The sequence below is a fragment of the Ruegeria sp. CDSC079 genome, assembly GCF_059610505.1.
Window position 1 is genome coordinate 385,297 of the sequence record NZ_JBXWNT010000004.1, and the last position, 22,964, is coordinate 408,260.

17 protein-coding genes are annotated in these 22,964 nt (G+C 57.8%); 9 read left to right on the forward strand and 8 right to left on the reverse strand.

The window, feature by feature from the left end:
• From AC2FIC_RS10035 to ntrX, 3 genes are all read left to right on the forward strand, one after another.
• On the forward strand, positions 1–1,368 hold the full coding sequence (locus AC2FIC_RS10035; RefSeq protein ID WP_496691154.1) for a response regulator: 1,368 nt from the start codon (positions 1–3) through the stop codon (positions 1,366–1,368).
• 99 nt (positions 1,369–1,467) lie between these two features.
• Positions 1,468–3,756 (forward strand): sensor histidine kinase NtrY-like, encoded by a 2,289-nt coding sequence (locus AC2FIC_RS10040; protein WP_496691155.1) that lies wholly within the window; start codon positions 1,468–1,470, stop codon positions 3,754–3,756.
• A complete protein-coding gene (ntrX, locus tag AC2FIC_RS10045; protein ID WP_142633520.1) occupies positions 3,753–5,162 on the forward strand; it encodes a nitrogen assimilation response regulator NtrX in 1,410 nt (469 codons plus the stop codon). Before AC2FIC_RS10040 ends, ntrX begins: the two co-directional genes overlap by 4 nt.
• Before the next feature lie 10 nt (positions 5,163–5,172).
• Here the strand turns inward: ntrX and AC2FIC_RS10050 are convergent, their stop codons facing one another.
• Entirely contained in the window at positions 5,173–5,652 is a 480-nt protein-coding gene (locus AC2FIC_RS10050; protein WP_496691156.1) for a hypothetical protein, read from the reverse strand.
• A gap of 96 nt (positions 5,653–5,748) precedes the next feature.
• Between AC2FIC_RS10050 and trkA the strand changes: the two genes are divergently transcribed.
• The 4 genes from trkA to hflX all read left to right on the forward strand — a co-directional run bounded on the left by trkA (position 5,749) and on the right by hflX (position 10,300).
• A complete protein-coding gene (trkA, locus tag AC2FIC_RS10055) occupies positions 5,749–7,125 on the forward strand; it encodes a Trk system potassium transporter TrkA (protein WP_142633524.1) in 1,377 nt (458 codons plus the stop codon).
• Positions 7,125–8,663, forward strand: coding sequence for a TrkH family potassium uptake protein (locus AC2FIC_RS10060; protein ID WP_142633526.1), 1,539 nt, complete (start codon positions 7,125–7,127; stop codon positions 8,661–8,663). Before trkA ends, AC2FIC_RS10060 begins: the two co-directional genes overlap by 1 nt.
• Positions 8,664–8,789: 126 nt before the next feature.
• Positions 8,790–9,029, forward strand: a complete 240-nt coding sequence (gene hfq, locus AC2FIC_RS10065; RefSeq protein ID WP_010440340.1) for an RNA chaperone Hfq — start codon at positions 8,790–8,792, stop codon at positions 9,027–9,029.
• Complete coding sequence (hflX, locus tag AC2FIC_RS10070) at positions 9,029–10,300, forward strand: GTPase HflX (RefSeq protein WP_496691157.1); 1,272 nt, start codon at positions 9,029–9,031, stop codon at positions 10,298–10,300. Before hfq ends, hflX begins: the two co-directional genes overlap by 1 nt.
• Before the next feature lie 52 nt (positions 10,301–10,352).
• On the opposite strand, the gene AC2FIC_RS10075 is transcribed toward hflX, so the two are convergent.
• The 4 genes from AC2FIC_RS10075 to hemB all read right to left on the reverse strand — a co-directional run bounded on the left by AC2FIC_RS10075 (position 10,353) and on the right by hemB (position 15,203).
• A complete protein-coding gene (locus AC2FIC_RS10075; protein ID WP_496691158.1) occupies positions 10,353–10,745 on the reverse strand; it encodes an SgcJ/EcaC family oxidoreductase in 393 nt (130 codons plus the stop codon).
• 106 nt (positions 10,746–10,851) lie between these two features.
• Positions 10,852–13,314 (reverse strand): penicillin acylase family protein, encoded by a 2,463-nt coding sequence (locus tag AC2FIC_RS10080; protein WP_496691159.1) that lies wholly within the window; start codon positions 13,312–13,314, stop codon positions 10,852–10,854.
• A 173-nt stretch (positions 13,315–13,487) separates the two neighbouring features.
• On the reverse strand, positions 13,488–14,063 hold the full coding sequence (locus AC2FIC_RS10085; RefSeq protein WP_496691160.1) for a lipid-binding SYLF domain-containing protein: 576 nt from the start codon (positions 14,061–14,063) through the stop codon (positions 13,488–13,490).
• A gap of 147 nt (positions 14,064–14,210) precedes the next feature.
• Entirely contained in the window at positions 14,211–15,203 is a 993-nt protein-coding gene (hemB, locus tag AC2FIC_RS10090) for a porphobilinogen synthase (RefSeq protein ID WP_496691161.1), read from the reverse strand.
• A gap of 119 nt (positions 15,204–15,322) precedes the next feature.
• On the opposite strand from hemB, the gene AC2FIC_RS10095 reads away from it, so the two are divergent.
• Both AC2FIC_RS10095 and mfd read left to right on the forward strand, forming a co-directional pair.
• The gene (locus AC2FIC_RS10095) at positions 15,323–15,850 is read left to right on the forward strand and encodes a component of SufBCD complex (RefSeq protein ID WP_142633539.1); all 528 of its coding nucleotides are present in this window, start codon (positions 15,323–15,325) and stop codon (positions 15,848–15,850) included.
• A gap of 18 nt (positions 15,851–15,868) precedes the next feature.
• Entirely contained in the window at positions 15,869–19,324 is a 3,456-nt protein-coding gene (gene mfd / locus AC2FIC_RS10100) for a transcription-repair coupling factor (protein ID WP_496691162.1), read from the forward strand.
• On the opposite strand, the gene AC2FIC_RS10105 is transcribed toward mfd, so the two are convergent.
• The 3 genes from AC2FIC_RS10105 to AC2FIC_RS10115 are packed head-to-tail and all read right to left on the reverse strand — an operon-like array spanning position 19,321 to position 22,916.
• A complete protein-coding gene (locus AC2FIC_RS10105) occupies positions 19,321–19,989 on the reverse strand; it encodes an SH3 domain-containing protein (protein WP_496691163.1) in 669 nt (222 codons plus the stop codon). The genes mfd and AC2FIC_RS10105 overlap by 4 nt on opposite strands.
• The gene (locus tag AC2FIC_RS10110; RefSeq protein WP_496691164.1) at positions 19,986–21,650 is read right to left on the reverse strand and encodes a hypothetical protein; all 1,665 of its coding nucleotides are present in this window, start codon (positions 21,648–21,650) and stop codon (positions 19,986–19,988) included. The genes AC2FIC_RS10105 and AC2FIC_RS10110 overlap by 4 nt, the downstream gene beginning before the upstream one ends.
• Before the next feature lie 57 nt (positions 21,651–21,707).
• A complete protein-coding gene (locus tag AC2FIC_RS10115) occupies positions 21,708–22,916 on the reverse strand; it encodes a multidrug effflux MFS transporter (RefSeq protein WP_496688255.1) in 1,209 nt (402 codons plus the stop codon).
• Between the last annotated feature and the right edge of the window lie 48 nt (positions 22,917–22,964).

Genomic DNA, 22,964 nt, shown 5'->3' on the forward strand with positions numbered 1-22,964 from the left:
ATGGATGGAACAGTACTGGTTGCAGATGACGACCGCACAATTCGGACCGTTCTGACACAGGCCCTGACACGCGCTGGGTGTAAGGTGCATGCAACCTCGTCGTTGACCACTTTGATGCGTTGGGTGGCCGAGGGCAAAGGTGACGTGGTCATATCCGATGTAGTTATGCCGGATGGCAATGGGCTCGAGATGTTGCCAAAAATCGCTCAGGACCGACCGGGATTACCGGTTATCGTGATATCGGCGCAAAACACGATCATGACGGCCATCCAGGCAGCCGAGGCGGAAGCTTATGACTATCTGCCGAAACCCTTCGACCTGCCGGATTTGATGAAGCGTACCGCGCGCGCGCTGGAACAGAAACAGCGCACGCCGTCAGATGCCGGTAACACGTCCCAAGAGCGTCCGGAAGAGCTGCCTCTGGTGGGGCGGACACCAGTGATGCAGGCGCTGTATCGCTTGGTGGCGCGGGTGATGAACACCGATCTGTCGGTCATGATTTCGGGCGAGAGTGGAACGGGCAAGTCGTTGATCGCCAAAGCGATACATGATTTTTCCGATCGCAGGACGCTGCCATTTGTAACGGCCACTGCCGCCGACCTGCGGGATCTTGAAGGCCCGGCGCGCGTCATGGCACGGGTGCGGGGCGGTACGCTGCTTATCGACGAGATCGCGGATATTGATGACGAATTACAGGCGCGTCTCGTTCGGATGATGGACACTCCAGGCGATCATGTTCCTCGGTTCATGGCTACGAGCCAATCGGACCTGACCGAAGCCATGGAGAACGGGCGCGTCCGGCAAGACCTGTATTATCGCCTCTGCGGTGCGACAGTGCATGTTCCGGCCCTTCGCGAAAGGGTCGATGATATCACCTTGCTTGCCGATCATTTTCTGGCGCGTGAAGAACGCGAACATGGCGCGATACGCTGGTTCAGTCCGGATGCGGTCGAGCTGGTACGGCGCTATTCCTGGCCCGGAAATGTACGGCAGCTTGAAAATGCGGTCCGTCGTTTGAGCCTGACCAGCCGCGCCGATGAAATCTCCAAAACCGAGGTCGAGTCGGTGCTGGGCAGCCAACCCGAAGCCGAGCCGGTGCTGGGCAATGGAGAACGCGAAAAGCTCTCGGCTTCGGTCGAACGCCACCTGCGCCGCTATTTCGATCTACATGGAAATATGTTGCCACCTCCGGGTCTGTATCAGCGTATTTTGCGTGAGGTTGAGGCGCCTTTGATTGAACTGGCCTTGGATGCGACCGGGGGAAATCAGGCAAAATGTGCTGATCTTCTAGGGATTAACCGGAATACGCTGCGCAAAAAGATAACAGAGCTCGATATTCAGGTGACACGGCGGCGCAAACTGATGTAATATCGCCACACAAAGCGTGGCATCCGGGTTTCGACCGGGCAACGACCACGACATATGGCGGTAAGTCGTGCAAGCGGCACATCAGGATGAGGGCAGACGGTGGCAACCCGAGCACAGAGCGGGCTGATTTTATCAGTCAATCGGTGGCGAAAATCCCGAAGGCTGCGCAATTTTGGAACTTTGGGTCTGGTTTTGCTGGGCCCGGTGCTGGCTTTGACCACTTATCTGGTCATTGGTCCATTCGATCTGGGGGCAACCGCGCCCTCATTGCGCCTGATCCTGCTTGCGGATCTGGTCTATGTTCTCGTGGTTGCGGCGCTGGTTCTGGGTCAGGTAGGCAACCTGATCGCAGCACGCCGGGCCAAATCCGCGGGGTCCCGTTTGCACCTGCGACTGATCGGAGCCTTCACACTGTTGGCTCTGGTGCCGACTGTCACGGTTGCAATCTTTGCCGGTCTGACGGTGAATATTGGTCTTGAGGGCTGGTTTTCCGACCGCGTAAGGCAGGTTGTCGGATCCTCGCTTACTGCTGCGGAAGCTTATGAACAGGAACACCGAGAGGGCCTGACGCAGGACGCCGTCGTATTAGCGCTTTTTCTGGACAATGCCCGGACGCGTGATTTCTATATTTCCGATGCTGAACTGCGAGAGGTTCTGGCGCAAGGGCAGGCGCAAATCCAGCGCGGTCTGCGTGAGGCCTATGTCATTGATGGAAATGGTGAAATCCGATCCCGGGGGGATCGCTCTTATCTGTTCAACTTCGAAACGCCGACCTCTGAACAGATGGCCCAAGCGACTGAGAATGAATTGCTGATCATTGCCGATTGGCAAAACAGTGAATTTCGGGCGCTTGTGCCTTTGAAGGCTTATCTTGATCGGTATCTCTATGTCAGCCGGGAAGTGGACGGGCAGTTGCTGACGCTGCTGGACGATACCAAGGAAACAGTTCAGTTCTATCAACAGCTTGAAAGTGAACGCGGACGGGTATTGTTTGAATTCGGCCTGCTTTATCTGGGCTTTGCCGTGATCCTGATCCTGGCTGCAGTGTCGCTGGGAATGTGGTTCGCCGAGCGTCTCTCGCGCCCGGTTGGACGCCTGACCACCGCTGCGCAGCGTGTCGGGGCAGGCGATCTGGGCGTTCAGGTTATCGAAGAAGCCACCGATGACGAAATTGCGATGCTGGGCCGTTATTTCAATCAGATGACCCGACAGTTGAAAGGGCAGCGCGATACTCTTTTGGAGAACACACGGCAGATCGAACGCCGGCGTCGGCTGTTCGACTCGGTTCTGACCTCGGTCACATCCGGTGTTGTTGGTGTCGACCCCGATGGTTGCGTGACGTTTGTGAATCGATCCGCCGAACGCCTGTTGGATTGGTCCCGTGGAGAGGAACATCTTGCCATTGGCATTGCGGTGCCCGAATTCATGCCTTTGTTCGAAAGCCTCAAGGACAGCGGGCAAGAGGCTGTGCAGGGTGAAATCAAAGTCACGCGAAAAGGCCATTTGGAAAACCTGTTGGTCCGCATGGCGATCCGCCGCGGCGAAGATGGCGGGCTTGAAGGATATGTGGTTGCCTTTGACGACGTGACCGATCTGGTCAGTGCACAGCGAATGGCAGCCTGGGGTGATGTGGCGCGCCGCATCGCACATGAGATCAAGAACCCCTTGACCCCGATCCAGCTGAGCGCCGAGCGGATCAAACGAAAGTTTTCGTCCAAACTGGATGAGGATGATTGCGATATCCTTGTATCCATGACTGATGTGATCGTTCGCCAGACGAATGACCTGCGGCGGATCGTGGATGAATTTTCAAAGTTTGCGCGCATGCCGGAACCGGATCGGCACGAAGAGAATCTGGTGGGGTTGGTGCGCGAGGCTGTTCTTTTGCAGCAAGCCGGTCAGCCGGATGTCGAAATCGAAGCGATGCTTCCAGATCAGCCGATTTCAGGTGATGTAGACGCAACAATGCTGAATCAGGCGCTGACCAACCTGATCAAGAATGCAGGCGAAGCGATTGAAACGCTGAAACAAAAAGGGGCACCTGAGAACCTCAAGCCTCAGATCAAGGTTACTGTGATCGGCGACGATGCGGGCACAGTAATTACCATTGCCGACAACGGTATCGGCTTGCCGGAAGATCGTGCTCGGCTGTTTGAGCCTTACGTGACCACACGCGACGAGGGCACCGGGTTGGGGCTGCCGATCGTCAAAAAGATTATCGAAGAACATGGCGGGGTGCTGACACTTGAGGACGCCCCCGTATTTGACGGACAGGACCATTTTGGCGCAATGGCCGTGATCCGTTTGCCCGGGAGCAATATTTCCTCAAATTCAGCGCCGAAAAAGCAGGCAATTGATACAAACAAACTGAAAGCAGGCCAAAGATGAGCGACATTCTGATTGTAGATGACGAGCGTGATATTCGCGAGCTTGTGTCCGATATTCTCGAGGACGAAGGCTATTCTACCCGGCTGGCTGGCAACTCGGACGAGTGTATGGCAGCCATCAATTCCGAACCCCCGGGGCTTTTGATCCTGGATATCTGGCTGAAAGACAGCCGGATGGACGGGATTGATATTCTGAAGACTGTAAAGCGCGACAACCCAGACATTCCGGTGGTGATCATTTCGGGCCACGGGAATATCGAAATCGCTGTCGCTGCGATCAAGCAGGGGGCGTATGACTTTATTGAAAAGCCCTTTAACATCGACCAGCTGATGGTTGTGATCCGCCGCGCGATGGAAACCTCGCGCCTGCGCCGCGAAAACGCCTCGCTAAAGCGGAAAGAGGTCACAAGCTCGGATATGATCGGCAAATCGGCCTCGTTCCGGGCAATGCAGAGCCAACTGGACAAGGTAACCAAGTCCAACGGGCGTGTGATGCTGACAGGCCCTGCCGGTTCAGGCAAGGAAATCGCCGCGCGCTATATCCACGCAGAATCGAACCGGGCAAATGCGCCCTTCGTGACCGTGAACTGTGCCGGGATCGAGCCGGAGCGCGTTGAAGAGGTTCTGTTCGGCCGTGAAACCACCGAACGCGGGGTTGAGGCAGGCCTGTTGGAAGAGGCCCATGGTGGCGTCGTCTACTTTGATGAAGTGGCAGATATGCCCATGGGAACCCAGTCAAAAATCCTGCGGGTTCTGGTTGATCAACAGTTTCAACGGGTTGGAGGTACCGACAAGGTCCGGGTCGACCTGCGGGTGATCTCTTCGACCAATCGTGACCTTGATGCAGAAATCGCCGCTGATCGTTTTCGGGAAGAACTCTATCATCGTCTGAATGTTGTGCCTATTTCGGTGCCTTCGCTAGAAGATCGGCGCGAGGATATTCCGGTTCTTGCCGAGTTTTTTATTGAAATGTGCAATGAATCCCAGGGCCTGCCGGTGCGCGAGATTTCAGACGAAGCTGTCGCGTTGCTGCAGACCATGACCTGGCCGGGCAATGTGCGTCAGCTTAAGAACCTGATCGAACGGGTGCTCATTCTGGGTGACGGTACGGGCCCGATCGAAGCGCGTGAGCTGCCAAACGAAGAAGAAAAAGCCGATGAATCAGGTCGCGTCGTGCTGTCCGGGGCATTGGCGACCTTGCCGTTGCGCGAAGCTCGCGAGGCGTTCGAGCGTGAATATCTGCTGACCCAGATCAACCGGTTCGGGGGCAATATCAGCCGCACTGCCAGCTTTGTCGGCATGGAACGCAGCGCGCTTCATCGTAAGCTGAAATCTCTGGGCGTTGTGACCTCGAACAAATCGGGGGCGCGAGTTGCACAACTGGACGAGGCTGAACCGGCGGAGTGATCCGCCGGCCTTACCCTGCCTGACCTGGGGTAATGATCTGAAACGTTCCGTTGTCGAATTTGACGAAACATGAATCTGTGCTGAGCGATGGCAGCTGTGTTGTTGGGACCGCAGCAACACGCGACTTTACGCCCTGCTTGCAAGGCGGAAGGCTGACCGGGCGATAGCCTTTCTGCGCCATGCATTGTGCTTCCAGCTTGTTGCGCAGCCCTTTGTTCACATCGACCGTATAGATCTGACCGGGCTGCCACCAGCCTCCGGTGCGATGACACCTTCCCCGACCATCGCAGTAGGTGCGACCTGGCCAATAGGTTGGTGCCCCTTGTCGCACCTGATTGGCAACGGGGGCGTCTTTGAGGGACTGAACCTGACATCCGGTCGTTTCCGACTGCATTTGCGAAACTGTCTCGCCCTCTTGATAATACAGGGAAAGCGGCCCACACGCAGTTAGCAACAGAGTCAAAGAAATCGTGAGAGCTATTGTTTTCATACGCTTACCTTGCCTCAGCTTTGCTTGTGTTACAAACTAATTGACCGTCTGGGGGGCATCTGTCATTCAAAGATTTCAGGCAGAAGGGCCAATAGCATGAAGGTCATCATTTGCGGTGCGGGTCAGGTTGGCTGGCAGATTGCACGGCATCTTTCGGGCGAGTTGAACGACGTTACTGTGGTTGACAACAATCCTGATCTGGTGCGACGAGCGACCGAAACCTTGGATGTTCAGGGGATTGCGGGATTTGCAAGCTATCCGGATGTTCTGAACCGAGCGGGCGCGCGCGATGCGGATATGATTATTGCTGCCACCCATTCGGACGAGGTGAACATGGTCACCTGTCAGATGGCACATTCGGTTTTCTCCATTCAGCGCAAAATCGCCCGGCTTCGGTCGAAATCCTATCTCGAGGCGATTCATTCGGATCTGTATCGCCGCGATCACCTGCCGATTGATGTGGTGATCAGCCCCGAGCGCGAGGTTGCCGCAGCGGCGATGCGCCGGTTGTCTGCCCCATCCGCATTTGACACCGAGATGTTCATGGACGGCAAAGCGCAGTTGCTTGGCATACGCATCGCCGAGGATTGCCCGATCGTGAACACGCCATTGCGGCAACTGACCGATCTGTTTTCGACGCTCAGCTCTATCGTGGTGGGTGTCCGGCGCGAGGGTACGCTGTTTGCCCCGGAATCCGAGGACCAGCTGTTTGTCGGTGACGAATGCTATGTCTTTAGCAATGTCAAAGACGTGGACCGGACGATGGAGGTTTTCGGCAAGGCGCAAAAACGGCAGGACCGGGTGGTGATTGTCGGCGGCGGTAATGTCGGTCTTGAAGTTGCTCGGACTTTGGAAGAACGTGAAAGCCGCGTGCGTGCCAAGATAATTGAACGAGACCGCCACTGTGCGGAAGTGGCAGCCGAAGCGCTTGAGCGAACGATTGTCCTTCACGGTGATGGTCTGGACGCGGCGCTGCTGCGCGAAGCTGGCATCGAACGCGCAGATGCAATGTTGGCCGTCACGGATGATGACCGTGTAAATATGTTGGTTGCCGTGCGTGCCAAGGCCGAAGGTTGTGCTCTGGCGATTGCACTGATCAATGATCCCAGCATGGTTGCCCTGATGGGGCCGCTGGGTATCGACGCCTATATCAACCCCCGCGCCACCACCGTCAGTTCGATTCTGCGCCATATTCGGCACGGACGCGTGCGGCAGGTCTATTCCATCGGCGATGCCGAGGCCGAAGTGATCGAGGCCGAAGTACTTTCAACCTCGCCCATGGCCGGGCAGAGGCTGCGCGACATTGATTTCCCCGAAGGTGTGCTGGTTGGCGCAGTGCGTAAGGGCGATGAGATGTTGCGCCCCACCGGTAGTCTCAGGATTGAAGAAAAGGATGTGGTGGCGATTTTTGCCTTAGCCAAAGACGTGCCCGAGGTGGAACGGCTGATGCAGGTCTCGATCGATTTCTTCTGATGGCGCATGCACGGAAAAAACAGGTTAGCCTCATTCGGCGATTGCCGCTGTTTCTTCTGCTCTGGGGTATTTTTGCCGCCGCTATGTGGATGCCTGCCATATTTGCGCTGGTGCTGGATGATCACGAAACGTCCCGGTCGTTCTTCTATTCCGGGTTGCTGGGGTTGTTCGTGGTCGGGATCATCTCGCTGGCAACATCCAACAGAATGCCGCGCCGAGGGACATTGGGCCAGTTGGCGGTCTTGTTAGGCTGTTTCACCGTATTGCCCTTGTTTCTTGCGATCCCTCTGCATGATGCGTTGGGTAATACGAGCTTTCTGAACGCCTATTTCGACATGGTCAGCGCATTGACCACTACCGGGGCTGATTTGTTTCCAGATCCAGACCGGTTGTCGGCGCCGTTACACCTTTGGCGGGCTCAGGTCGGATGGATGGGCGGGCTTTTGATGTGGATTTCAGCGGCCGCGATCCTCGCGCCGTTGTCGCTGGGCGGGTTCGAGGTGACAGCCCGCGGTCAACCCGGTCGCCCGGTTTCAGGCGTGGCGCAAAGCGAGATGGTAGACCCGCGCGGGCGTCTAATCCGTGTCACGCTGACTTTGACGCCGGTTTATGTCGGGCTGACCGCTGTAATTTGGCTGTTGCTCGTGATCGCAGGAGAGCAGGGCCTGACCGCCATCTGTCATGCGATGTCGACCATGGCCACATCGGGTATCTCACCGGTTGGTGGGCTTGAGGGAGCGCAGGCCGGCGTAACCGGTGAGGCCATCCTGTTTCTGTTCCTGTTCTTCGCTTTGTCGCGGCTTACCTTTTCCTCGGACACAGCTACCTCCGGATATTCGCGGCTGGATAAGGACCCCGAGTTCCGGATCGGGCTCATGATCGTTGCAGGCGTAGCGGCGCTGCTTTTCTTCAGGGTTCTTGCCGGCGTCAGCGAAATTGGCGGCCAGATGGAGCCTCTTCAGGCGTTGAGCGTAATTTGGGGCATGATTTTTACGGTCTTGTCATTTCTGACAACCGCGGGGTTCGAAAGTGCGAACTGGGATGATGCCCAGCAAATTTCCGGTCTGGGCACCCCGGGATTGATCCTGATGGGGCTTGCGCTGATCGGCGGTGGAGTTGCAACAACGGCGGGCGGGGTAAAGCTGTTGCGGGTTTTTGCTCTGTACCTTAACGGCGCGCGCGAAATTGACCGTTTGATTTATCCGTCTTCGGTCAGCGGAGTAGGTGGTGGAAACCGCCGCATCCAAAGCGATGGGGCCTTTATCGCTTGGATATTTTTCATGATGTTTGCCCTGACAGCTGCTGTGTTCAATGTGTTGCTTGCTGCCATGGGTACGGGGTTCGAACACGCTATGGTGCTTAGCGTTGCAGCGCTGAGCACGACAGGGCCGTTGATCGAATTGGCAACCGATGTTCCTATCCGATTGATCGACCTTTCGGGCGGTGCCAAGCTGACCATGTGTGCCGCTATGGTGATCGGCAGATTGGAAACGCTGGCGATTATTGCCTTGATCACACCCGCTCTATTGAGGGGTTAAGAAACAATAACCATGCTAGTGACTGATTTTTCATCTGGAATATCGGTTAACGACACTCCATACTCCGCCGGAGGGAGCGCGTTGGTCCGCAGCGCGTAGCAAGAACAATGGCGAGATTATAAGAATATGGCTTCGGACAGACAGAATCTACAGGACGCGTTCCTGAATAATGTACGGAAAGCAAAAGTCCCGGTCACAATTTTCCTGATCAACGGTGTGAAATTGCAGGGTGTGATCACCTGGTTCGACAACTTCTGCGTATTGTTGCGCCGCGACGGACAGTCGCAGCTGGTCTACAAACACGCGATTTCGACCATCATGCCATCGCAGCCGATCAGCCTGTATGAGGGCGAAGACGCCTCTTGATGGAACATGAAAGGGTGCGCACCCGAGCGTGGGTGCTGCATCCGGAAATCAAATCAGATGAACAGCGCCGCGTTCCAGGACCGGCGCTGGCAGAAGCGGTGGCGCTGGCCGCTGCATTGCCCGACCTTGATGTGATCGGATCCGAAGTTGTGCGCTTACCTCGAGCGCAGGCCGGTTTTCTGTTCGGTAGCGGCAAGATCGAGGAACTGGCCGAACGGTTGCACGAGAACGAAGTCGAGCTGGTTTTGATCGACGGATCGGTTACGCCCGTTCAGCAACGCAATCTTGAAAAGGCGTGGAAGGTCAAGATCCTCGACCGGACCGGGCTGATCCTCGAAATCTTCAGCGACCGTGCGCGCACCCGTGAGGGCGTTTTGCAGGTGGAAATGGCCGCGCTGAGTTACCAGCGGACCCGGCTGGTGCGTGCCTGGACCCACCTGGAACGGCAGCGGGGCGGATTGGGCTTTGTGGGTGGCCCGGGTGAGACCCAGATCGAAGCGGACCGCCGGGCCATTGATGAACAACTGGTGCGCTTGCGTCGTCAGTTGCAGAAGGTGGTCAAGACTCGCACGCTGCATCGCGCCGCGCGGGCCAAGGTGCCATATCCGATTGTGGCGTTGGTAGGCTATACCAACGCGGGCAAATCAACCCTGTTCAACCGCCTGACCGGGGCTGATGTCATGGCCAAGGACATGTTGTTCGCCACGCTTGACCCTACCATGCGTCGAGTCGAACTGCCTGACGGTCCCGAAGTGATCCTGTCGGACACGGTGGGGTTCATTTCGAACCTGCCCACCGAATTGGTCGCCTCATTCCGGGCCACGCTGGAGGAAGTGTTGGGCGCTGATATCGTGGTTCATGTGCGCGATATCAGCCACGATGAATCTGAGGCGCAGGCGAAGGATGTCGAAACTATCCTGACTTCACTGGGTATTGACGATACGCGGCCCCGGATTGAGGTCTGGAACAAGATCGACCTGCTGTCCCCGGATGAGCGCGAAGCCGCGATGGCGCGGGCAGAGCGGGATCAGGGGATTTTCGCGATTTCAGCCGTCACCGGCGAAGGGATCGCCCCGCTTTTGGCGGAAATTGCCGTCACGCTGCAGGGCGTACGTTCTGAGGTAACGCTGGAACTGGGATTTGCCGAAGGCAACAAGCGCGCGTGGTTGTTCCGCCAGGAGGTCGTGCAGTCCGAAAAGCAGACCGAAGATGGCTTTGTGATCGACGTGCTGTGGACAGAGAAACAAGCTTCGCAATACGCAGCGCTTTGAACCCTGACTGGGGAAGAACTTTCCTATACCCATCGAACAAAGTGGTCCGTGATCAGCCGTCAATCTGGCGCTGAAAATCCTCGGCATCGAACCAACCCAAAGAGTTCTGGACCTGGTTGGTGTCGGTCATTTCCCATTCTTCCCAGCCCCGCGTCACGACGTGATTGCCGGTTTTGGAATGGTGCCCTTCAAGTGTCCAGACAAATATTGCGTGGCTTCCCGCCCAGCGAAACATGTCGCAGCGGACCTCAAGATCGGGGAAATCAGTGTAAAACCCGCGCGCCATTTCAGCCACCGCGGCGCGGCCTATGATCGGTTCTCCACGGTTGATCGTGATCTGTCCATCGGGCGCATAGAAACTGGCAACGGCCTCGGGGTCGCCCGAGCTCCAGGCGATCGCATAATCCCGCGCGAGATTGTTCAGCTTATCCCGGATACTGGCCATTTGGTCCCCCGCACACAAATCCTAGGCCTTTGGATCGTATGCCAAACGCCATTCAGCGTCCACGCGATGGAAAATAAACGGGCGAGGTCTTGCCGAAGCACGGAACTTAGCGGGGGATAAGGGTGGTCACTCCGACGGCGGCTGCATGTGCCAGGTCAAGGTCCAGGGACATCGGGATGTATTCACCCCGACGCCAAAGCTGGGCCTGATCGTCATAGTAGCGTGACAGGAAGTGACCCGACTGGCCCGTAGCCGTGATAAAGACCGAGCTGTCGGGATCCGCAAAATCATATACGCCACGATAGCCTGCACCGTGCACGTTCTGAAACGGATCAGGGCCTTCGCCCGATGTTCTGCCACGCAGCAGGGTGTTGTCGCCACCACTGGTGGACTGTCGGATATTCACAAAGAATCGCAGCACCGGAACCGATCCCAGAACCGGGTGGTCATGCGTCGCCTGATGCGCGTCACCCCAGCGTAGAGATTCCAGTGATCCTCCGTATTTTTCGGAAATCCAGATCAGCGCATCGTCCAGTGCCATGCGCGCCATATCGGTGCAGGTCTCTGTCGGCGCGCTCTGACGCACATTACACCAAGCCGAAGCTCCGTCGATGTCGCGATAGACACGTTCGATGAACAGTGGTTCGACATGTTTGTATTCAGCCGCCAGGGGGCCAAGCTCATCTGCGATCAACCGGATTTGCAGCGCCCGAACCCAAGCAGCATAGATCAGGGGTTCTGGCAGGTGTTCATTCATCTCGCCATTCCACTCGGCCAAAAGGTTCAGCGCGATCTGGCGCTGGCGTTCCTGGGTGCCTTCGGGGGCAGAGGCGCCGGTGTACCACAGATCAGCCCCGATCAGCGGAAGTAGAGAGCGCGCGGTAAAGCTGACGGTGTCCAGCTGTGCCTCGATAAAGCTGTCGCGCGTGTGTACCTCGCGCGATTGCATTAGCCGTTCCCAGCGATGGATGCGCTGCGTATCCCCCCATTCATATGAGACATGTTCGGGAAATGGCCGGTCGATGATCTTGTTGTTTGTGTTGCCCAGAATGCCGCCCGCAGGTGCGACGAATTCGGGGTTGTCAGCATAGGGCAGGCGGCCTTGCCACCGGTTTTCGGCCAGCCAGCCAGGCGTCGGAATACGCCCCCGGCTTTGGTTCTTTGCGGCACGGTGCGGCATTGCGCCGATCAGCTTCATGCCGATGGTGTCCTTGTCGACCAATGACAGGTTCTGAGATGGCGCCATGAACAGCTCGGCTGCGGTGATGGCTTGTCGGACAGTGTCCGCATTCATCAGCGCCATTGAGGCTGACATGGATGTGTCCTGTGCGCTCAGGGCTGTCCAGGACAGCGAGGCGACATGACCCGGCGGCGTGATCGTCCCAAGATCGTAATGGGTACCCGGCAGAACCGGTCCGTTCTCGGTCCAACGCAGGGTCAGAGTGATTGGGGCTTCGTCTTTGATCTCGATGATCGAAGGGCGGCTGCGAAAGGTCTTGTATCCTTCGGGGGTCAGGTATTCCTCGGGGTTTTCTGGGTTCAACTGCTCGATATGGATGTCCTGATCATCCAGATAGGATGAGGTCAAACCCCAGCCCAGTCGATCACTGCGTCCAGTCATCACCGCCGGGATGCCGGGGATCGTGGCACCGATCACGCCGCCTTTGGCCAGTTCCAGACGGGCCAGATACCAGATGCCCGGCGCTGTGAAACCCAAATGCGGGTCATTGGCCAGAAGCGTCCCTCCGCTGGCAGATCTTGTGGGCGCGGCAGACCATGCGTTCGATGCTCCGGCCAATCCGCGCTTTGGAAAGGGCGAGATGGGCATGTCCGGCATCGACGATCCGGCCGCATATCTGGGCAGGTTGGGAAACAGGGCGGCGTATTCGGGCAGAGCGGCGATTCCCGGCCCGGGGACATCAGGCAGAATATCGGCCAGTCGGGTCTGGTCATCCAGCATAAGCGATGTGCGCGCGCGCAGCACTTCATCCTCAAGATGGCCAGAAAGTTGCAGGCTCATGAGTTTGATGACGGCCAGGCTGTCGCCCGGTTGCCAGGGCGATACAGGCGCATTGAACAAAAACATCTCTGGCGCACCACGGCCCAATGCGTTTTCGTTAATCTCGGCCAGTCGTGCATTCACCCCGGCAGCATAAGCGCGCAGGGCCTCTTTGGTATAGTCGTCCTGGGCTTGTACCGACCGGTGTGCAAGCCCGTACAGATCAAACCGCCGCAACAGCTTGTCGATATGAACAGTGCGAGCGCCAAAGACTTCGGACAATCGTCCCTGCGCTGTCCGGCGCAGAACGGTCATCTGCCAGAGGCGATCCTGTGCATGGGCATAGCCAAGCCCAAAGAAGACATCCGGGTCTGATGCGCCCAGAATATGGGGAACATTCGCAGTATCCCTGACAACCTCAACCGGCGCAGTCAGGCCATCAACTTTAACGGTCTGATCGTAATCCGGCAGGGATTGACTGGCCAGAAAATACACCAGCATCACAGCCGCCAATGTCAGCAGAACAAGACCCGAGGCGATACGCACTAGCCAGCGAAAGACAATTCCCATCAGCGGTCACATTTCCGTTCACTCTATGATTGCGCAGACACTAGAGGATGGCCGCACGGATCGAAAGAGGAACCGCATGAGAACATGCGTGTTTACCGCGGTTTGAATGAAAAACCCCGCCTCGGGCCAAAGGCCGAAAGCGGGGTTTCTTGAAGGGGGAGGGTAGTCCGGTATCAGGGAATGATGCGGGTGTATTTCGTGCCTTCGACCGTCGCGCCGAACTTTAGCCCTGCCTGTCCGAAGACCGCCGCCAGAACCGGCGAACGCAGGGTGGTGGTGTCGGTCGACAGAGAGTCGCCCGTCGCATCGACCACGTAGCCGACTTCGGCCCCGGCGGTCCATCCGTTGGAACGGCGGAAATCGTTCAACGCATCCTGTGTCATGAAGAACAGGACATGCGCATATTGCTGGGCACCGATTTGCAGGCCAGCGGTTCCCGAAATTGCGGAATAGTAATCAACTGTCGCGCCCTGAATGCGTAGCGCGCCTGTGCCGTAGGCACCGCCAAAGACGATTAGTCCGGCATCGGTTATCAGAGGCATGACCAGCATGCCGTTGGCCTTGTTCGCGATTTCGAGCGTGTTGGGGTAGGTGGCGTACATCTGGTTCAATGTCGCATCCACACGGGCGTCAATCGTCGCTGCGTTGGAACTGCCGACGCCATTGCCGCAGGCGGCGGTCACTGACAGACCGGCCATGCCAAAAGCAAAGCCACGACGGCTTAATCGAGTAGGTTTGGAACTGCTCATGTTTTTTATCTCTGTATAAATGCCTGATTGTCGGGTGCTCCCGATCTTGTCCGCAAGAATACGCCGATTGTCGCCTCGTGTCACGGGAAAGCTGCCGGGTGACCAAAAATCGTCGGCGAAAAATCGCGGAAACGCGGGGGATTAGCCCTACAGGATCCGGGCGGCCTGAGGCGCGAAATAGGTCAGGATCCCGTCGCAGCCCGCCCGTTTGAACGCAAGCAGACTTTCGAGCATGACCTTCTCTCCGTCGATCCAGCCGTTCTGAGCCGCGGCTTGTATCATCGCGTATTCGCCTGAGACTTGATAGGCATAGGTCGGCGCGCCAAACGTGTCCTTGACCCGGCGGCAGATGTCCAAATAGGGCATGCCGGGTTTGATCATGACCATGTCTGCGCCTTCGGTCAGGTCACGCTCGATCATGCGCAGCGCCTCGTCCGAGTTTCCGGGGTCCATCTGATAGGTCTTTTTGTCCCCCGTCAGCGCGCCCGAGGCGCCCACTGCATCTCGGAACGGTCCGTAGAACGCACTCGCATATTTGGCCGCATAGCTGAGGATCATCACGTTGTGATGGTCTGCGCCTTCCAGGGCGCGCCGCATTTCACCGATCCGGCCATCCATCATATCTGACGGTCCGATGATGTCGGCGCCCGCATCTGCTTGCGCCAGCGTCATCTTTACCAGCGCCTCGATCGTTTGATCGTTTATGATCTCACCATCGACCACATAACCGTCGTGGCCGTTGATATTGTATGGGTCCAACGCCACGTCCGTCATCACCGCGATATTGGGTGCGGCTTTCTTGATGGCGCGAATGGCTCGGTTGGACAGGTTATCGGGGTTCCACGCTTCGGCGCAATCTTCGGTCTTTAGGGATACGTCGGTGTAGGGAAAGATGCAGATTGCCGGAATTCCCAGGGCCTGCGCTTCGACCGCAGCCTGTGCGATTAGATCGACCGAGCGGCGCATGACACCAGGCATCGAGGGGACAGGCTCTTCAATACCTTCGCCGTCTCGGACGAAAACCGGCCAGATCAGATCATCGGTGGTCAGTGTATTCTCGCGGACCAGCGCCCGCACCGCCTGTGATTGGCGTGTTCGACGAAAACGGGCCAGAGGATAGGGGGCAATGGTCGGTTTCATGACGCGCTCTCCTTGTAAATTCCAGCATTGGGTGGCATGAATTCCGTGTAGTCTCAAGGGTAACGATGGACGCGTCTTTGCGAAGAAGGTCCCTGAAGACGGAAATTAAGGGCTGACGCGTGGACTTATACTCTTCGATTTTTGAACTCATCGACATGCGCAGCTTTTCGAATCTCTGGTATTGGATCGGGCTTGCGGTGTTGTGGTCATCGGCCAGCCACTGGGCCATGGGCGTGCCGTATGACCTTGTTGTGCGCGCACGGCGGGTAGGCGGGCAATCGGAACAGGATTTGATGGATATCGTCCGCATTAACGGAAACCGATTGCTCTATATATTGGATGTATCCGGCCTCGCGATATTAGCGTTTAGTTGTTTTCTGTTCACGGGTCTCGCCACTTTGGGGTTCTATTACGGTGTCGAATTCGCGCAGGCCGTGTTTTTGTTGCTGTTTCCGATTTGTCTTGTCGTGCTGATCAATGTATCAGCCGCGCGGAAACTGCGCCGGGAAACACCCAGTCTGGAGTATATTTCCAAGATTCTTACGCGCTGCCGGATCTATACCCAGATAGTTGGTATGATTTCGATCTTGATCACTTCGCTTTGGGGCATGTACCAGAATTTTTCCATCGGCGTCCCGGGTTGGTAAAATCAGAAAGGCTTGGCGATGTCGGGTCCGAACCAAGTAATCGTTGGCGGCGCCCCCGAAGGGTTTGACGCGCAGCTTGTCCTGAATGAGCTGGCGCGCTCGGGCGGGCCGGTGTGCCATGTTGCGCGTGATGACAAACGGCTTGAGGCGATGCGCGCGGCGCTTGCCTTTTTTGCGCCTGACATGCCGGTATTTGTGTTCCCGGGTTGGGATTGTCTGCCATATGATCGGGTATCGCCCAATGCCGATATCTCGGCTGCGCGTGTGGCGACCCTGGCCGCGCTGGTACACCAGATGCCGCAGCAATACGTGCTGCTGACAACTCTGAACGCGGCAACCCAACGCGTGCCCGCCCGTGCAGTGCTGCGAGAGGCGGCGTTTACCGCCCGCGTCGATCACCGCATTGATGAAACCGCGCTGCGGAATTTCCTTGTGCGCATGGGCTTCACGCAAAGCCCCACGGTGATGGAGCCCGGCGACTATGCCGTTCGAGGGGGCATCATCGACATTTTCCCGCCCGGCGAATCCGGGCCGGTGCGGCTGGACCTGTTCGGGGATGTTCTGGATGGAGCACGTCGGTTTGATCCGGTGTCGCAACGTACGACCGAAAAGCTGGCTGTTGTGGAGCTGGCGCCAGTGTCCGAGGTCATTCTAGATGACGCCGCCATCACCCGGTTTCGGCAGAATTATCGCATCGAGTTTGGTGCGGCGGGCACCGATGATCCCCTGTACGAGGCCGTCAGCGCAGGCCGCAAGCATCAAGGCATCGAGCATTGGTTGCCGTTCTTTCACGAAAAGCTTGAAACGCTGTTTGATTATCTGCCTGGTGCCACAATCTCGCTGGATGATCAGGTCACGCCTGCGCGTTTGGCACGTTGGGAAACCATTGCGGATCAGTACGAAACGCGGCGGCTCGCACTGGAGAACCGGTCGCGCATGGACACGGTGTATAAACCGACACCACCGGGCCTACTGTATCTGGATGACACTGCTTGGGAACAAGCTGTCGGCGATAGGCGCGTTCTGCAATTCAATGCATTGCCTCAGGCCCTTGGGCCCGGGGTGATCGATGCTGGTGGTCGGATCGGGCGCAACTTTGCCCCGGAACGCCAGCAGGAAAACATCAGCTTGTTCGGAGCACTGGCCAGCCATATCACCGACAAAATGGCCAAGGGGCCGGTTCTGATTGCCTCTTATTCCGAAGGGGCCCGCGAACGTCTGACTGGGCTGATCGAGGATGAAGGCCTTGCCGAGGCGATCCCCGTGCCCGACGGTACGCGCATCGGCAAACGCGGGCTGCATCTGGCCGTCTGGGCGCTGGAGCACGGGTTCGAAACGCCCGACCTGACCGTGATCGCCGAACAGGATGTGCTGGGCGATCGGCTGATCCGGCAACCCAAAAAGCGCCGCAAGGCCGAGAATTTCCTGACCGAAACTCAATCCCTTAGCCCGGGTGATTTGGTTGTCCATGTGGATCATGGCATCGGGCGTTATCTGGGGATGGAAGTCGTGACGGCGGCCGGTGCCGCCCATGAATGTCTGCTGCTGGAATACGCAGAACAATCCAAACTGTACCTGCCAGTCGAAAATATCGAACTGCTGTCGCGATACGGTCATGATGAGGGTCTGCTGGACCGATTGGGTGGCGGCGCGTGGCAGGCCAAGAAGGCCAAGCTGAAAGAACGTATCCGCGAGATGGCGGATAAGCTGATCCGCATCGCTGCCGAACGGGCCTTGCGCAAGGCCCCGATCATGGACCCGCCTCCGCACGCGTGGGAGGAGTTCAGTGCGCGCTTTCCCTATCAGGAAACTGACGATCAGCTGCGCGCAATCGGTGAGGTCATGGAAGACATGCATTCCGGCGCGCCGATGGATCGTCTGATTTGTGGCGACGTGGGCTTTGGCAAGACCGAGGTCGCAATGCGTGCCGCTTTCGTTGCCGCAATGTCGGGCGTGCAAGTGGCGGTGATCGCACCGACAACGCTGTTGGCGCGTCAGCACGCGGCCAGCTTCAAGGATCGCTTCCGGGGCTTCCCGCTTGAGGTGCGGCAGCTGTCCCGCTTCATCTCGGCCAAAGAGGCGCAACAGACCCGTGATGGGTTGGCGCGCGGCACAGTGGATATTGTAATCGGCACCCATGCCTTGCTGGCAAAAGCGATACGGTTCAACAATCTGGGTCTGCTGATCATCGACGAAGAACAGCATTTCGGTGTTGGCCACAAGGAGCGTCTGAAACAGCTGCGTAGCGATATCCATGTCCTGACCCTGACCGCGACGCCGATTCCACGAACGCTGCAACTGTCCCTGACCGGCGTGCGTGACCTGTCGATCATCGGCACACCTCCCATCGACCGGCTGGCGATCCGCACCTATGTCAGTGAGTTCGACGCGGTCACGATCCGCGAAGCCCTGCTGCGTGAACATTACCGTGGCGGGCAGAGTTTCTATGTCGTCCCGCGCATCTCAGACCTACCCGAGATAGAGGAATTCCTGAAAGAGCAACTGCCCGAGCTGACTTATATGGTGGCGCATGGGCAGATGGCGGCTGGGGAACTCGACGATCGGATGAATGCGTTCTACGACGGGAAATACGATGTCTTGCTGGCCACCACGATTGTGGAAAGCGGGCTGGATATCCCGACTGCAAATACGATGGTTGTGCACCGGGCGGATATGTTCGGGCTGGCGCAGCTCTATCAGATCCGCGGCAGGGTCGGGCGGTCGAAAACCCGCGCCTATGCCTATCTGACAACAAAACCGCGCGCCCGTCTGACTGCCACGGCCGAAAAACGCCTGCGCGTTCTGGGCTCGCTCGACACGCTGGGGGCGGGGTTCACGTTGGCGTCTCAGGACCTTGATATTCGAGGGGCGGGTAACCTGTTGGGCGAGGAACAGTCGGGCCAAATGCGCGATGTGGGTTATGAACTCTACCAGTCGATGCTGGAAGAGGCGATTGCCAAGATCAAAGCCGGTGAGATGGAAGGCCTGTCGGATGCAGATGACCAATGGGCGCCGCAGATCAATCTTGGCGTCCCTGTCCTGATCCCAGAGGATTATGTGCCCGATCTGGATGTCCGCCTGGGCCTGTATCGCCGTTTGTCGTCGCTGTCGACCAAGGTGGAATTGGAAGGCTTCGCCGCTGAATTGATCGACCGCTTTGGCACGCTGCCGAAAGAGGTCAACACCCTGATGCTGGTCGTGCGCATCAAGGCGATGTGCAAACGGGCGGGGATTGCAAAGCTAGATGGCGGGCCCAAAGGCGCGACGATCCAGTTTCACAACGACAAATTCGCCTCGCCTCAGGGGCTGGTCGAGTTCATCCAGAACCAGCGCGGGTTGGCCAAGGTCAAGGATAACAAGATCGTCGTGCGCCGCGATTGGAAGAAGGACAGCGACAAGATCAAGGGGGCCTTTGCCATCGCCCGCGATCTGGCGGAAAAACTTGTGGCCGAAAAGAAAAAGGCCAAAGCCTAGTCACCGCTGACAAAGGTGCACAGCTGCCAGTCGCCCGCGTCGGATTGCGCCAATGCAGCCCGGAACCCGGTCATGGGCCACAGGAAATCGCTGTGCATATAGCCCTGGCCGCCGTCTGTCAGCAGAACCCTCTGGTACTGCGCGATGGGGGAGAAGTCGCGGATGATGACGACCTCATAGCTGATGAGGTCCAGTATCGCCGCGCCTCGATTTGGTGCGTTGCGCAGAGTTACATCCTGAGCGGTCACAAAATAGGCCAACGCCGGATCCAGCGAAGCGGGTAGGGTGAGCTGCCATTGGTGGGGCATCCAGAACTCGCCATCTTCGTTGAAATAGCCAGGCTGTGTCAGGGTGTTTTCCAGATCGGACCAAAAGGTTTCAACGACCTTTTCCCTGTCATCATCATCTTGCTCTGACGTTGCCGGTCCGGGAGTAAGATACTCGCGCAGCTCGTCCGGGCCGCCATTGCCGCCGTGGCTAAGGTAAATATCCGGGCAGGCAACAGACAGCACGCCTTCGATGTCGCGCTCGGCTACCATGTTCAGCAGGTTTGCCCGGAACGAGACGAGGGTGACATCCCGCTCGGCCTCGTCGACCGGCGGAAAGGATTGTCGATCCGCCAGCGCAGGGCTGCAGAGCAAAGCGAGCAAAAAGGCGTATCTCATTCGGCGGCCCTCATGGCGGCTTGAGCACAGAAACAGGACGCGCCAACAGCCCGGTCCGCACGAGCCAGAGCCAAATCCAGCCGTTGCCTGATCTGCACGATCTCAACCGTCTCACCGCGCGCCTTCAGGCAGTCATGCAGGCCCTTGAGGCTCCAGACATTGTCAGGATGGACAGAGGCACGGCTGAGCGTACCGCCCAACCCCAAATCCTCGCGGTATATGGCCTCGGCTTCGGCGGTATGCCCTTGTTCGAACAGCAATGCACCCAACGCGTGACGAGTGGGCTGCATCCATCCCCATGGCTCGTCATAGGGCAAGGTGTCGTCCAGTTCGACCGAGCGGCGCAGATGGGCGTAGGCCGCATCGTAGTTTTCCAGGCGATACTCGATTTCGCCACGCAGCATTTCGCGGGCAATGTCCAGCAGGTCGATCACGCGGTTATTGTGCAGCAATCGCGTTTCTGGCACGCGGGCCTTGGCAGCGAGGAACAACTGCTCTTCGGCTTCGGCTTCGCTGACCTGCCCTGTGGCGGCAAAAGCAATGGCTCGGGCATAATGCGTGGTTGCCGTGAGAGTGCAGTACAGATCGGGGTCCGAGGGCAGCTCAAGCGCCATTGCCTCTTCCCAACGGCCAAACCGGATGAGGATATGGGGGCCCATCGACATGTAACTTTCGAAGAAATCCGCCATGGGCGGGCTTTCTATGCGCAGCATGTCTTCGGGTGTGGTGTCCCACAATCCCTGATTGGCCCGCAGAGCCGGTTCCATCTGTCCCAGAAATAGGGCGCCATATATGACAAAATGATAATTGTGCTGGCGGTAGCCGGTGTAGATGTTGAACGCGCCTTCGCGTTCGTAATATTTCAGGTCGGCCTCAACGGCTTTTTGGTTCCAGTGGACGACGTTCTGGTAATGGCCGCACAGCACATCGATATGGGTGGGCATATGCACCAAATGGCCCGCATCGGGAACCAGCGTCCGCAGAACATCCCCCGCTTTCAGCGCTTTTTCCGGGGTCGGAGACATCTCCATCAGGTGGACATAAAGATGCAGTAACCCGGGATGAGACATCGCTGCTGGATCATCAGCCATCGCCTCCTCCAGCGTTTTTTGCGCCTCGACCGTGGCGGCCCCTTCGGCGGGCTGGCCGGTCGTCAAATCCCACATTTGCCAGGGAGTGAGGTTCAAAAGCGCTTCGGCATAGATCGTGCGCAGGTCCAGATGAGCGGGCTGCGATGCAAACGCTGCGCGCATGGCATCGGCAAAATCGTGATCCCAGTTGTGCATGTCGTCAATGGCTTCGCGCTGGGGATAGCGGGCGGGAAGCGCGCGGATCAGCGCTTGTTCAACCGGCGTACATTCGCCCGCAAGAGACATGGCCAGCTGCGTCGCATTATAGGCCAGCGTCAGCGCCTTTTGCCGGCCCGCGTCATCGTGCAGGTCCCAAGGCATGTTGTAATTCGGCCCCGCCGCATAGGCGACGCCCCAATGGGCCATGGCGCAGTTCGGGTCATGCTCTAGCGCGCGCTGAAAACAGACGACGGCCTCTTCGTGGTTATAGCCATAGGTCCAAACCAGCCCCCGGTCGAACCACAGTTGCGCATCGGGCGAAGAGGTGCTTACCGGACAGGAATGGGTGCCCAGATCGTAGTAGTCGCTCATTGAAAATCTCCCCTCGAAACAAGGGGAGGATAACGTGTTTCACGCGCTCTGCACAGATCAGGCGGGCAATCTGTCTTCTATCCGGCCCATATACAGCATCAGGCCGAACCCCATCGTGCACATAGTCAGGACACCTATTGCCAAGGGAAGGATCGATCCGTCAAACAACTGTCCCAGGGGGGCTGCCACTGCAGCGGCCAGAACGGTTGATACCGCGCCTATGACTGACGCTGCCATGCCCGCAATATGGCCCATCGGCTCCATCGCGATGGCATTCAGGTTGCCCATCGTCATACCGGCCATGAAGAACACGGCAGTCTGCCAACTGACGAAAAGCGCAAATGAGGCGCCATCAGAAAGGTCCAGACCGTTCATTACCATGACAAAACACGTAAAGACGATCTGTGCGCCCAAAGTCCAGGTTACAATCCGGCGCATCCCCAATCGGATGACCAAAGTCGCGTTCAACAAACTGGCCGAGCCAGCCATCAGAGCAACGAAACCAAACCAGAAGGGGAAACTGTCGGCTCTGTCGTAGATGATGTCATAAACAGGTTGTACCATCGTCAGCATGGTGAACAGCATCCCAAGGCAAAGCGTTTGCACCATGATCGAAACCCGCACAGTCGGGTGTGCAAACATCTGCCGCGCGGCATCAATCATGAGCGGCAGGCGCAGGGGACGGCGATTTTCGGGTGCCAGAGGTTCGCTCAGACGCAGGCCCATCCACGTGATGGTGATCAAAGAGAACAACATGAACGAAGCGAAGATGCCACGCCACCCGGCCAGAGCGATCACCCCGGCACCCATCATGGGCGCGATGGCGGGAACCAGCGTAAAGATCATCATGGCAATCGAGACGATGCGGGCCATCTCACGGCCGGAATAGAGGTCACGGATAATGGCCATGGCCACCACGCGTGGGGCCGCGCTGCCGATGCCTTGAAAGATGCGCGCAATCAACAGCATCTCAAGCGAGGAGGTGGCCCAGGCAACTGCGGCAGACAGGATATACAGCGCAGAGCCGACGTAAATTACCGGCTTGCGCCCGAATGCATCCGACAGAGGGCCGGTGAAAAAGGTGCCGATCCCCATGCCCAGCACAAATGAGGTCAGGATTAACTGCGCCTTGTTTGCATCACCTGGGCTGAGTTGCGCGCTGATCTGCGGCAGGGCGGGCAGCATCGAGTCGATAGAAAACGCGATTGTCGCAAACATCATTGCGATCAAAGCGACAAATTCTCCGCGCGGCATGCGATTACTCATGGGGCTCTCCTGACCCGTTCGCGCTATCACAGCGGATTGGGCACGGCC